Here is a 12,260-nt window from a genome sequence, read left to right as displayed (position 1 = left end):
TCCTCACAGTAACGCTAACCCCTGTAGCAGCTGCCGAAGGCTGCGTCCGAGTGCGCAGCACTCGCCATCAAGTGTTTACGCCGCTACAGCCTGCTGCTGTTGATTGAGCAATGGCACCGCACGCACGGAGTTGCCGGGCTGCAGTTGCAGCCGTTTGGCAGTGAGTCGGTCGACAATCAGGCTGTTGCCCACCATGCGTGCCTTGGCGGCGGTGATGCGGCAGTTTTCCAGGCGACGGTTGTGGATCAGCCAGACCGGGGCCTGTTCGTCGGGCGTGCCAATGGTCAGCACCAGGGCCTGGCTGTCGCGCACGGTGCGGATTTTCGACACCGGTGCTTCAATCACCGGACCTGCGTCGAAAATATCGATGTAGCCCTTGTGGGAAAAACCCTCGGCGCTGAGGATCTTCAAGGCCGGTTCGGTGTTCGGGTGTGCCTTGCCGATCACGGCTTGGGCCTGCTCCGTCAGGAGGCAGGTGTAGAGCGGTTGGCGCGGCATCAATTCGGCGATGAACGATTTACTGCCCAACCCCGACAGGTGGTCGGCGTGGCTGAATTCCATCTTGAAGAAATGCCGGCCCAGGCTGTCCCAGAACGGTGAACAGCCATGCTCGTCGGCGCGGCCACGCAGTTCGGCAATGAGCTTGTCGCCGAACTGCTGGGGGAATTCTGCGACGAACAGCAGGCGCGCCAGCGACAGGAGCCGGCCATGGGTGCCATGGCGTTGGTCGTGGCGCAGAAAGAGCGAGCAGAGTTCCGATTGGCCAGTCATTTCGTTGTTCAGGAACAGGGTCGGAATCTGTCGTTGAATGCCCAGGTCCGGCGAAGCGCTGACAGTTAACCCGACCCGGTAGTTGTACCAGGGTTCACGCAGGCCCACGGCTCCGGTCAAGGCACTGACGCCGACCACTTGCTGATCGTCATCCTCAAGCACAAACAGGTAATCGGCATCCGCACGCTCGACTTGTTCGGCGAATGTCCGCTGGGCCCAGCGCACCCGGTGCGCCAAGCGATCCTCGTTGGCCGGCAGGGTGGTGAACCCGGGGCCGGCCTGTTGCACCAGGTCCATCAAGGCGGGCAGGTCGGTGACGCGAACCGGGCGGACAATCATGATGCAGCTCCTTCTTCGCGCCTGTTCGGGCGCTGTCGTTGGCCACGGGGCCGAGTGATGCTCACAGGGCGATCAACCGGATCGGGCTGCCATCGGTCACGTTCAGGGCCCTGCACATGTCGGCGCTCAACCCTACCGGGTGCCCGGCCTGGTAATCCAGTTCGGCGACGATCGCGCGATAGCCCTTGAGTGCGTCATTGCTGACCAGATACCTGCCTCGTGCATCGATGGACGAAACGGCCTGCGCCGTTGCCCTCAGGCTTTGGGCGATGGTGAGTACGTTCGAGGTGCGTGCATACAAGGTCGGGCCGCCGTCGAACAGGTCGATGTAGCTGTTGGTTTCAAAGCCTTCGCGTTCAAGAATGTCGAAGGCCTCCTGGCCGTCGGGGTGAATCCGGCCGATGCAGTCCTGCGCAGCCTGGGGCAGCATGGGAACGTAAATCGGGTACTGCGGCATCAGTTCAGCGAGAAAGGTCCGGCTTTCCAGCCCGCACAGGCGTTCGGCCTCGGTATAAGGCAGGTCGAAAAAGTGCTTGCCCACGGCATCCCAGAACGGCGATTGCCCCTCGTCGCTGCTGTAGCCGACGATTTCGGTGATTACAACGTCCGCAAATCGCTGCGAATGGGCCGCGATAAACAGCAGCCGTGCCCGTGACAGCAACTCCGAGAACTCGGTGCGCACCAGGTCGTCGTCGATGTGAAAGCCGCGCAGCAGGGTGTGACCATTAAGGTCGTGGCATAACGACAGCGCCGGCACGCCATGCTCGATGTTCAACTCCCGCGAGGCGCTGGTGAAGTGGCGGTTGCGCAGGCTGTAGAACGGCTCGTTGAACCCGGCGGTGGCCAGGACTTCCGAGCAACCCACCAAGCGCCGGGCAGTCAGGTCCTCAAGGACGAAGAAGTAGTTCTCCGGGCCATGTTTCTCAACGTCTTTGTCCAGTGAGGCGCAGGACTCGAGAATTCTGCTGCGCAAGCGTTCGCTGTCATCGGGCAAAGACGTGACGCCCACCAGGCTGTCACGGGCCAGTTGCTGCAATTGGGGCAGGTCGGTTAACTCGACTGGGCGTAAGACCAGCATGGCTGCACTCCTGTATCAAAGGGTTCGGTGATTGGCACCGAACCTGACTATCACTGTCGGTTTCCACGCATGAAAGCAGCGCTCGCCTGATTTGTTGTCAGACGCCGCCCTTTTTTTTGTCAGTCGTTGCTCGGGTCGGCCAGCACCGTGTTGTACATGATCGCCGGTGCCCACAGCAACGCGGTGTGGTGGGCGATGAATGGCAGGTCCCGGGGTGAGCAATGGGGGAGCGTAAACATCCTTATTTATCCTCCAGCAGGTGGGTGTCGAATTCGCCGCGCAGGGCGTCGATGCCTTCCAGGCGATCGGCCAGGTCCGGGCTGCGCAACGTCAGGCAGGCAATCAGCGCCTCGACCTGGGCCAGCGCCGGAACCATGGTGTCGAAGGCCGACACCGATTCAACCGGCGCACTGATAATCAGGTCAGCCATCTCGCGCAGGGGTGAAGTGTAGATGTCAGTGAACAACACCACCCGTGCGTATCGGCTCTTGACGGCGTTGGTCAACCGCAAGGTCCGCGACTGGTAGCGCCGGTAGTCGAACACCAGCACCACGTCCTGGCGCTGCACATCGAACACTCGGTCCGGCAGTTGCGCGTTGTCTTCCAGGGCAAAACAGCCGGGGCGTAGCAGGCGCAGGTGGTTGAGCAAGTACTGGGCGAGGAAATTGCTGAAGCGCCCGCCAAAGCAGTGCACCTGATGGCGAGTGTCGAGCAGCCATTCCACGAGGATCCGGATGTCTTCGGGCTGAGTCAGTGCGTGGGTATCCACCAACGCTCGATGGCTGCTCGCCAGACAGTGGCTCCATGCATCGCCTTTGTGCAGATGGGAGCGCCGTTGCAACTGGGCACTGGGGGAACGCAAACGCTGGTCCATATCGCTGAGCAGGGCATCCTGGAAATCGGCATAACCGTTGAACCCGAGTTTTTTCACCAGGCGCACAATGGTGGGATCGCTGACGCCGGCGTGTTCGGCCAAACGTGACATCGGGCCGAGGCCGTTACGCGGGTACTGATCCAGCAAGGCACGTATGACCTTGCGTTCCGACGGCGTCAGCTCCATGCCGGCGTCGGTGATCTGGTCTCTGAGAGAGGGCATCCGGGCTCCTGCTGGATGGGTGTTGGTTTCATTTCATAAATTGCTAAAACAGTATTTATGTAGCGGACTCAACAAGTCTAGTGAATTTTTCGGCGGTTTTTTCGAGCCCCAAAATGGGGCGAAACCCGCGTGCTAAGGGGGCTACATGGAAGTCGACAGCGCTTGTAGGCAATCGCCCATAACCGTGTGGGACATTACCGAATTTCATCGACCCTGGCGTTCGGCACGCGGTGCGTGACCGGTGAAACGAAACGCCCTGAACCGGGCTTCTTGGGGCACAATTGGGCAGATTTTTGCGGCGCGTTGCCGTTTTCGATGGTTTCGACAGGTGGATAATTCGTGCAGGCAACCCGTTTGACTCTGATCTGTCATGCTCGAACCGTCGCACAGAAATTGGCGTATTTTCCTACGAACGAGCCGCTGGAAATGGATTGGCAATTGGCGAAGGGCTCGCGCCGCAGCCAGTTCAAAGGGACACCCCGTTTACTGTGCGGCCCGGAGCTGCGTACCCGGCAAACCGCTGCCTTGTTCGGCGATGATGTTGAAGTCGTCGCGGCATTGAGCGAATGCGACTTCGGACAGTGGCACGGCGTACACATCGATGCCTTGCAAACGTCACAAGCGTCGGCGCTCCAGGCCTGGCTCGATGATCCGGCATCGGGGCCGCATGGCGGTGAGTCGGTGGTGCAATTGCGCCAGCGCGTGGCGCAGTGGCTTCAAACGCTTGAAAGCGCACCGGGGCATATCGTTGCCATCACCCACCCCTTCGTCATACGGGCGGCGTTGATGGAAGTGGTGCAGGGCGCGGCCTTCAATCAGATCGACGTTGAGCCGTTGTCAGCCATCGAATTGCGCTTCACTGGCCGCTGGCGTCTGCGCTTGCTCGGCACCGACGCCGAAGGAGTGTCGTGATGAAAAAACTGCTGGTCATCGGCATTGGCGCCGGCAACCCCGACTACGTCACGATGCAGGCTGTGAAGGCGCTGAACCGTGTCGATGTGTTTTTCCTGATGGACAAGGGCCAGAGCAAAGACTCGTTGATCGACCTGCGTCGCGAGATCTGCGAGCGCTACATCACCGATCGCGACTACCGCTTCGTCGAAGCCCACAGCCCCGAGCGCGAGCGCGGTGATGTGGACTACACGAACAGTGTCGAAGACCTCAACCTTGCCAAGCAATTGACCTTCGAACGCTTGATCAATGAGCACCTGAGCGATGATCAGTGCGCCGGTTTCCTGGTGTGGGGCGATCCGGCGTTGTACGACAGCACGATCAGGATTTTGCAGGCGATTCTGGCCTCGGGGCGCTGTGTGTTCGAGTTCGAGGTCATCCCCGGTATTACCAGCGTCCAGGCCTTGGCGGCGCAGCATAAAGTGCCGCTCAATGAGATTGGCCGCTCGATTGAAATCACCACAGGGCGACGGCTGGCGGCGGGGCAGGTGAGTGATGCGGACAGCGTGGTGGTGATGCTGGACGCGCAGGATGCCTACCATCAGGTGGCGGATCAGGAGACCGAGATTTACTGGGGCGCCTATTTAGGCACGCCGGATGAAATCCTGATCAGCGGCAAACTCAAGGATGTAGGTGATGAAATTGAGCGGGTGCGCAAGGCGGCTCGATTGGCCCATGGGTGGATTATGGATACCTATTTGTTGCGTAAGCCTTGAGTTAACTCGTGTCCGGGATGGCCTCATCGCGGGCAAGTCGAATCGTCGTACCGCCGCTCCCACAGTGATAGGTGTCTGCCACCGATGCTGTGTACGCCCGCAAACCTGTGGGAGCGGGCTTGCCCGCGATGGCGTCCTCAAACACACCTTAAATGATCGCACTGCCCCCACGCCCGAACCGCTCCCGATACACGGACGGCGGTACACCCACAACGCCGCGAAACGCCACCCGAAAACTCTCCACCGATCGATACCCACACCGCTCGGCAATCTGATCGGTGTTGTGGTCGGTGCTCTCCAGCAATTCCCGCGCTCGTGCCAGTCGCTCATGCTGCAACCACGCTTTGGGCGGCATCCCGGTGGCCTCAGTGAACCGACGCAGGAACGTCCGTTCACTCATGGCGGCCTCGCTGGCCAATTCGCGCACCTCCAGCGGTTCGTGCAAGCGCTCGCGCGCCCATTGCATGACGCGTGACACATCGCTGCGCGGCGTCGGGCTGACCGGTGCCGGAATAAATTGCGCCTGGCCGCCGGTGCGTTGCGGCGACATCACCAGCCGTCGCGCCACCGAGTTCGCCACGTGTGTACCGAAATCCCGAGCCACCAGGTGCAGGCACGCATCGATACCCGCTGCGCTGCCGGCCGAGGTGATCAGTTGACCTGAGTCGACGTAGAGCACGTCCGGGTTGACCTGGATATGCGCAAAGCGCTCGGCCAGTTCGGTGGTGTAGCGCCAATGAGTGGTGGCACCGTGGCCATCGAGCAAACCAGTCGCCGCCAGCACAAATACGCCGGAACAGATCGACAGCAACCGCGCGCCCCGCGCATGGGCCTTTCGCAGGGCGTCGAGCAAGTGCTCGGGCACTGGGGAATGACGGTCGCGCCAGCCGGGAATGATGATGGTACGGGCGTCTTCGAGCAGCTCCATGCCGCCATCGGCCTGCACTTGAATACCGCCCATGGCGCGCATCGGGCCCTGATCCACGGCGACGATCCGGTGTTCATACCAAGGAAAGTCGAACTCTGGCCGCGCCAGGCCGAAGATCTCCACGGCGATGCCGAATTCGAAGGTACAGAGGCCGTCGTAGGCCAGGATCGCGACCAATCCAGGGTTAGGCTGCATTTGGCGGAAAGTTCCCGGTGAGTGTCTTGTGCGCCACTGTAGCGCCAAGCATCGGGCGGATAAAGTCTTCTCACACCCACCCTGACTTTGGAGTACTGCCCATGACCAGCCTGGTCCGCGAAATTCCCGCAGCCCCTTCGGCCATCGCCCTGATGCATTTCAGCAACCGTCTGACATTCGAAACAGACTGTTCCGACGTCCACGGCAGTCAACAGGCCGGCGAGGTGGATTTCGTGTTGGTCGACGTGCGCGGCCCGCTGGCGTTCGAGCGGGGGCATGTGCCGGGCGCGATCAATATTCCGGGGCGATTGCTGAACGCTGAAGGGTTGGCGGCTTACCCGAAAAGCAGCTTGTTCGTGGTGTATTGCGCCGGTCCGCACTGCAACGGCGCCAACAAGGCAGCGGTGAAGCTCGCGGCGCTGGGTTACCCGGTCAAGGAAATGATAGGCGGTGTGACCGGGTGGCTGGATGAAGGGTTTGAATTGAGTACGACGGTACAGCGTCCGGCCAGTGCCGCCATTGGTTGCGAATGTTGACGTTCAAGTAACACAAAAAGCCCGTCAGTCCTGACGTTCAGCGAGTGGACGCAGCCGCCCACCACGCATCCAGCGTCGCCTGCAGCCAGTCATAAACGGCGGCGTAGGCGGCGCTGTCCGGTTCACCCCGAGGCAACGGTGATTCCTCGGCAAAGTGTTCATTCAGTATCGCCACCGATTCGGCATTCCACTCCGGATGGAACTGCAGTCCCACCCGCGTTGGCCCCACGCGATACATCTGCTGTTCGCATTGATCGCTGCTGGCCAGCAATTGCGCCTCTGGCGGCAGGCCGATCGCGTCTTCGTGCCACTCCAGCACGTTCAGCTTTTTCCCATCGATGAATGTCACCGACGTCCAGCCGGTTTCCGTGCGCGCCATCCGTCGCACCGTTCCGCCCAGGCTCAACGCCAGCAATTGCGCGCCCAGACAAATCGCGAACACCGCGACGCCTTTATCCAGACTGCCCGCCAGCCACTGTCGCTCCGTCTCAAGCCATGTCGGCCCGGCATTGGATTCATATGGCCCGCCCAACACAATCACCGGTGCTGCGCTCACGGGCGGCAATTGGCCGAGATCGGCACGAAACACCTTCAGCGTCAGACCTCGGGACGAGGCCCAGTCAGCAATGGCACCAGGGCCTTCGGCGGGGTGGTGCTGGATCAGATTCAAGGTAGGCATCACGGCTCTCGGGTAAGTTTTGTTTGTCAGATTTGTCCGAAAAAAGGACTTGTCCTACAGTCTGTGCACTGCCTTGGCGCACGCATCAAGTCGCTCTGTTGTAGCAGCCACTTTTCTATAAGTATTTGTCGCTTAAACACAATTTGCCCATTTGAAGCCACTCTAGACTGCCGGCCACTTCGGTTTTCACCGGCCGAAAGCCAATCTTAAGCTGCCAATAAAAGCCTCCGCACACAGGAGTTATAAATGAAGAAGCTAGTGATGTTCGGTGCCCTGGCACTGTCGATGTTGTCCCTGACCGCCGTGGCCGAAGATGCCAAGCCGATCCGCATCGGTATCGAAGCCGGTTACCCGCCATTCTCGATGAAAACCCCTGACGGTAAACTCACCGGTTTCGACGTGGACATCGGTGACGCGCTGTGTGAGCAGATGAAAGTGAAGTGTACGTGGGTCGAGCAAGAATTCGACGGCCTGATCCCGGCACTGAAAGTGAAGAAAATCGACGCGATCCTGTCGTCCATGACCATCACCGACGACCGTAAAAAGAACGTCGATTTCACCATCAAGTACTACCACACCCCGGCGCGCTTTGTGATGAAGGCAGGTTCCAACATCACCGATCCACTGACCCAGCTCAAAGGCAAGAAGGTCGGCGTGCTGCGCGCCAGCACCCACGACCGTTACGCCACTGAAGTGCTGGTGCCGGCGGGGATCGAACTGGTTCGTTACGGCTCGCAGCAGGAAGCCAACCTGGACATGGTCTCTGGCCGTGTTGACGCGCTGCTGGCCGACTCGGTCAACCTCAGTGACGGTTTCCTGAAAACCGACGCCGGCAAAGGCTTCGAATTCGTTGGCCCGACCTACGAAGACGCCAAGTACTTCGGCGGTGGTGCCGGGATTGCGGTGCGCAAGGGCGATACCGCTCTGGCTGAGCAATTCAACAAAGCCATCACCGAAATCCGCGCCAACGGCAAGTACAAGCAAGTGCAAGACAAGTACTTCGACTTTGACGTTTACGGCGAGTAATCACCTCGTTTAAAAAGTGGCAACCGTTGACGCGGTTGCCATTTTTTTTGTGCATTCTCTTTAGCAGCAGAGAAGCCTGTGGGAGCGAGCTTGCTCGCGATAGCGGAGGGTCAGGCAACAATGACTTGACTGTCAGACTGCTATCGCGAGCAAGCTCGCTCCCACAGGGGATCTCACCGTTCAGATTTCAGGAGTTTATCCATGCAACGCATCGATCATTCACTGCCCTGGAGCCACCTGGGCACCGAACGTACCCTCAGCGTGTTTCGTTACGGCGCGGGCACGCGCAAGGTCTACATCCAGGCCAGCCTGCATGCGGATGAACTGCCAGGCATGCGTACGGCATGGGAGCTGAAAAAGCGCCTGGCCGAACTCGAAACCCAGGGGCAGTTGCAGGGCGTGATCGAACTGGTGCCGGTGGCCAATCCGATTGGTTTGGACCAGCACCTGCAAGGCAGTCACATGGGGCGCTTTGAACTGGGCAGCGGCAAGAATTTCAACCGTTCGTTCGTGGAACTCAGCGCACCCGTGGCTGAGCTGATCGGCGACCGGTTGGGCAACGATGCGCAGGCCAACATCGCGCTGATCCGCCAGGCCATGGGCCAGGTGCTCGACGGTTTGCCAGCACCCGCCTCGCAGCTGGAAGCCATGCATCGCTTGCTGTTGCGCCATGCGTGCGATGCCGACATCACCCTCGATCTGCATTGCGATTTCGATGCGGCGATTCATATTTATGCGTTGCCGCAGCACTGGCCGCAGTGGCAATCCCTGGCGGCACGGTTGAAGGCCGGCGTGGCATTGTTGTGTGAAGATTCCGGCGGCAGCTCGTTCGATGAATCGTGTTCGTCGCCGTGGTTGCGCCTGGCGCGAGCGTTTCCTGAGGCGGCGATTCCACCCGCCAATCTGGCGACCACGCTGGAGCTGGGCAGCATGGGCGACACCCGCGTCGATCAGGCTCAAGCCAATTGCGAGGCCATCTTGGGTTTCCTCGCCGAGCAGGGCTTCATCAAAGGCGAATGGCCGTCGGCACCGGACGAGTGCTGTGAAGGCATGCCGTTCGAGGGCACCCAATACCTGTTTGCGCCGCATCACGGGGTGGTCAGTTTCCTGCGCGAGGCCGGTGAGTGGGTGGAGCAGGGCGATGCCCTGTTTGAAGTGGTTGATCCACTGCAAGACAAGGTCACGACGGTGCATGCCGGAACCAGCGGTGTGTTGTTTGCGATTGATCGCGGGCGGTATACCCAGCCGGGGACGTGGCAGGCGAAAGTGGCGGGGCGCGAGCCGATTCGGGTTGGCAAACTGATTAACGACTGAGGTCTTTCGTTGTGCTTGAGGGCCTCATCGCGAGCAAGCTCGGCTCCCACAGGGGATCTTCGGTGCTCACACAATCCCTGTGGGAGCCGAGCTTGCTCGCGATGACGGCATCAGCCACACCCAAAATCCCCAGGCAGACTCACAGTGCTAGGCTCACCCTGAACCCTGCGCCTTTGAAGGAAGGTTTATGTTGAAGTTTCTCGCCCTGTTGGCGCTGCTGGCATCCGCCACGGTCCATGCACAAACCACGCTGCAAACCGATCTGCCACTCAATTACCTGGAGCAGGCCAACGCCGAGTCCAGTCATCAGCCACTGGTGATTTTCCTCCACGGCTACGGCAGCAACGAGCAGGACTTGTTCGGAATCAAGGATGATCTGCCGGCCACCTACACCTACCTGTCGGTGCGCGCACCGATGACGATGGAAGAGGGCAGCTATCAGTGGTTTCGCAAGAGGGGCGAAGGGGCCTATAACGGCAAGACCGATGACTTGAAGAGCAGCGGCCAGGTGCTGCTGGATTTCATCGCACAGGCCGCGAAGAAATATCACACCGAACCGGACAAGGTGTTCCTGGTGGGGTTCAGCCAGGGCGCGATCATGTCCTACGAAGTGGCGTTACGTCACCCCGAGGCGGTCGGCGGGATTGCGGCGTTGAGTGGGCGGATCCTGCCGGTGCTCAAATCCGAACTCAAAAAAGAGGAAAAACACCTGCCACTGGCGATTTTCATTGGGCATGGTAAAGAGGACACTCGCCTGCCGTTCAAGGACGGCACAGACGCTGACAACCTGTTGCAGAGCCTGTTACTCAAGCCTGAGTTTCATGCCTACGAAGGGCTCGGCCACACCATCAGTGCGGCCGAGATCGAGGATTTGAACGCCTGGTTGCAGCGCCTCAACCCTTGACGCTTACTTGCTGACGATCTGTTTGATCAATGTCTCATGCGCGGCCATGTCGCCCGGACGGGAAATGACCTGAACCACGGCCATGCGGTTGCCGGACGCGGCCATCAGCGTGGTGTTGAGGGTCATGCCGCCGCCCTGTGTGGCCGTGCTGTCAACCTGGCGAAGCCCCAGCCCGGTACCTCTTTGCGTCAGGCTTTTTTCGCTGAGCTTGTTGAAGTCCGGCAGGGCGTTGCGTTGTGATGCGTCGAAATCGGCGACCGTACCGTCGAGAAACGCACCGTCGTTGTTGGTGACGCTGACGTCTTTCGGCAGGTTGTTTTCAGCGGTGATCACCACGGTTTTGGTGGTTTCGTTGGTGTACATGGTGCCGCTCGCGCCGGTCGGGCTGGACGGCAGGGTGTTGGCGGTAAAGCCTTTGGGCAGGGTGAAGGTGAACTTGCCGCCCAGCATCGAGACTTTCTGAGCCGGCTCGTTATTGCTGGCAGGGGCCTTGGCCGCCTGTGCATGCAACGCGCCCAGACTGGCAACCGCGGTCAGCAACAGGACAGCGGTTTTTTTACTCAACAGTGACATGCAAAAACTCCAGGGATGATCGCGCTTTGACGGCGATCATCCCATGGACGTTGTAAAGCATTCCAGCACGGTGTCGGTTTACACCTCGCGGCGCGACGGATAGCTGCGGATCACTTCCAGAAACTCGATCCGACGCTCCGTGGCCAACAAGTCCGGCAATAGTTTTTCGTATTCCTGGCGATACGGTTTGCGCAGGTGACGCGCGATGAAGTCTTCCTTGCTGCAGTTCCAGGTTTCGTAGAGCACCAGGGTGTTCGGTTCGTCCTGCAACTGGTGGACCCAGGTGTTGACGAAGTCTGGCTCGGCGGACATCTGGTGCACCACGTCCAGCAGCCGCTCTTTGGTTTCGGTGAACCGTTCGGGTTTCGCCGGCAGGTAAACGATAAACGCGACGTGATCACTCATTTCATCACCCTCGAATGCCGTAATTGGTGGATTAAGCCTGGTTCTGCGGGAACAGGTTGCGACGGGTTTCTTCGTCGAACTCAGCCTTCAATACCAGTTTTTCTTTCAGGCCGTGGGCTCGCTGCGCGGCCGAGCGGGCACTGATTTCATCGAACAGGCGCTTGACGTTCGGGTATGCCGCCAGGCCGTTCTCGCCAAGGATGTACGGTGCGTAATTGGCCCAACCCCAGAGCGCCATGTCGGCGATGCTGTAAGTGTCGCCGGCCAGGTATTGATGATCGGCCAGACGCTGGTCGAGTACGCGGTAGTGACGCTCGACTTCTTTCAAGTAGCGGTTCTTGGCATAAGGCAGGTCTTCGGGTGCGTGGTGCAGGAAGTGCACGGCTTGCCCCGAGAATGGCGACAGGCCGGTGGCGATAAACATCAGCCACGACAGCAGTTCGGCATTGCCGGCCGCGGTGGTCGGCAGGAAGCGTTGATGTTTTTGCGCCAGGTGCAACAGGATCGCCTGGGAGTCGAACACGGTGGCGTCGCCGTCAACCAGTGCGGGCACCTTGGCGTTCGGGTTGATCGCCAAAAAGGCTGGCAGGTGTTGTTCGCCTTTGAAGGTGTCGACGCCGATCAATTCATAAGGCGTTTGCAACTCTTCGAGCAGCAGGGCCACTTTCATCGGGTTAGGCGAAGGGTGGAAAAAAAATTTCATGGTGTAGGCCTCAGTCAGTGATGGGGGTGAACTGAGGGTGATGTTG

General features: G+C 59.9%; 14 protein-coding genes. 6 read left to right on the top strand and 8 right to left on the bottom strand.

Going from position 1 to position 12,260, the window contains the following annotated elements:
• Window positions 1-75 precede the first annotated feature (75 nt).
• The 3 genes from astA to BMS17_RS02625 form a co-directional block, all read right to left on the bottom strand.
• Window positions 76-1,110: an arginine N-succinyltransferase gene (astA, locus tag BMS17_RS02635; protein WP_077430359.1), complete on the bottom strand. Its 1,035-nt coding sequence runs from the start codon at window positions 1,108-1,110 to the stop codon at window positions 76-78.
• Window positions 1,111-1,171: 61 nt separating this feature from the next.
• Window positions 1,172-2,188: an arginine N-succinyltransferase gene (locus tag BMS17_RS02630; RefSeq protein ID WP_046027798.1), complete on the bottom strand. Its 1,017-nt coding sequence runs from the start codon at window positions 2,186-2,188 to the stop codon at window positions 1,172-1,174.
• A gap of 241 nt (window positions 2,189-2,429) precedes the next feature.
• Complete coding sequence (locus tag BMS17_RS02625; protein WP_046027796.1) at window positions 2,430-3,284, bottom strand: MurR/RpiR family transcriptional regulator; 855 nt, start codon at window positions 3,282-3,284, stop codon at window positions 2,430-2,432.
• A 339-nt stretch (window positions 3,285-3,623) separates the two neighbouring features.
• Between BMS17_RS02625 and BMS17_RS02620 the strand changes: the two genes are divergently transcribed.
• Both BMS17_RS02620 and cobF read left to right on the top strand, forming a co-directional pair.
• The gene (locus BMS17_RS02620; RefSeq protein ID WP_077430358.1) at window positions 3,624-4,196 is read left to right on the top strand and encodes a histidine phosphatase family protein; all 573 of its coding nucleotides are present in this window, start codon (window positions 3,624-3,626) and stop codon (window positions 4,194-4,196) included.
• Entirely contained in the window at window positions 4,196-4,951 is a 756-nt protein-coding gene (gene cobF / locus BMS17_RS02615; protein WP_046027794.1) for a precorrin-6A synthase (deacetylating), read from the top strand. Before BMS17_RS02620 ends, cobF begins: the two co-directional genes overlap by 1 nt.
• Before the next feature lie 148 nt (window positions 4,952-5,099).
• Here the strand turns inward: cobF and ftrA are convergent, their stop codons facing one another.
• Complete coding sequence (gene ftrA, locus BMS17_RS02610) at window positions 5,100-6,074, bottom strand: transcriptional regulator FtrA (RefSeq protein ID WP_077430357.1); 975 nt, start codon at window positions 6,072-6,074, stop codon at window positions 5,100-5,102.
• Window positions 6,075-6,175: 101 nt separating this feature from the next.
• Here ftrA and BMS17_RS02605 point away from each other — a divergent pair, with 101 nt between their 5' ends.
• Window positions 6,176-6,610, top strand: a complete 435-nt coding sequence (locus BMS17_RS02605) for a rhodanese-like domain-containing protein (RefSeq protein WP_046027792.1) — start codon at window positions 6,176-6,178, stop codon at window positions 6,608-6,610.
• Between the two features lie 37 nt (window positions 6,611-6,647).
• On the opposite strand, the gene BMS17_RS02600 is transcribed toward BMS17_RS02605, so the two are convergent.
• On the bottom strand, window positions 6,648-7,289 hold the full coding sequence (locus BMS17_RS02600) for a type 1 glutamine amidotransferase (protein ID WP_046027791.1): 642 nt from the start codon (window positions 7,287-7,289) through the stop codon (window positions 6,648-6,650).
• A gap of 246 nt (window positions 7,290-7,535) precedes the next feature.
• Between BMS17_RS02600 and BMS17_RS02595 the strand changes: the two genes are divergently transcribed.
• The 3 genes from BMS17_RS02595 to BMS17_RS02585 all read left to right on the top strand — a co-directional run bounded on the left by BMS17_RS02595 (window position 7,536) and on the right by BMS17_RS02585 (window position 10,533).
• Complete coding sequence (locus BMS17_RS02595; protein ID WP_077430356.1) at window positions 7,536-8,315, top strand: ABC transporter substrate-binding protein; 780 nt, start codon at window positions 7,536-7,538, stop codon at window positions 8,313-8,315.
• A gap of 201 nt (window positions 8,316-8,516) precedes the next feature.
• Window positions 8,517-9,629: a M14 family metallopeptidase gene (locus BMS17_RS02590; protein ID WP_077430355.1), complete on the top strand. Its 1,113-nt coding sequence runs from the start codon at window positions 8,517-8,519 to the stop codon at window positions 9,627-9,629.
• 187 nt (window positions 9,630-9,816) lie between these two features.
• Window positions 9,817-10,533: an alpha/beta hydrolase gene (locus BMS17_RS02585; protein WP_077430354.1), complete on the top strand. Its 717-nt coding sequence runs from the start codon at window positions 9,817-9,819 to the stop codon at window positions 10,531-10,533.
• 3 nt (window positions 10,534-10,536) lie between these two features.
• On the opposite strand, the gene BMS17_RS02580 is transcribed toward BMS17_RS02585, so the two are convergent.
• The 3 genes from BMS17_RS02580 to BMS17_RS02570 form a co-directional block, all read right to left on the bottom strand.
• On the bottom strand, window positions 10,537-11,106 hold the full coding sequence (locus BMS17_RS02580; protein ID WP_077430353.1) for a hypothetical protein: 570 nt from the start codon (window positions 11,104-11,106) through the stop codon (window positions 10,537-10,539).
• Between the two features lie 78 nt (window positions 11,107-11,184).
• The gene (locus tag BMS17_RS02575; protein WP_046027786.1) at window positions 11,185-11,511 is read right to left on the bottom strand and encodes a putative quinol monooxygenase; all 327 of its coding nucleotides are present in this window, start codon (window positions 11,509-11,511) and stop codon (window positions 11,185-11,187) included.
• A 31-nt stretch (window positions 11,512-11,542) separates the two neighbouring features.
• Entirely contained in the window at window positions 11,543-12,214 is a 672-nt protein-coding gene (locus BMS17_RS02570; protein WP_046027785.1) for a glutathione S-transferase family protein, read from the bottom strand.
• Window positions 12,215-12,260 lie beyond the last annotated feature (46 nt).

Source organism: Pseudomonas sp. C9 (assembly GCF_002000165.1).
GTDB lineage: Bacteria > Pseudomonadota > Gammaproteobacteria > Pseudomonadales > Pseudomonadaceae > Aquipseudomonas.
The sequence above is the reverse complement of the archived record's forward strand: the minus strand, read 5'-3'. Positions and strand labels throughout refer to the sequence as shown.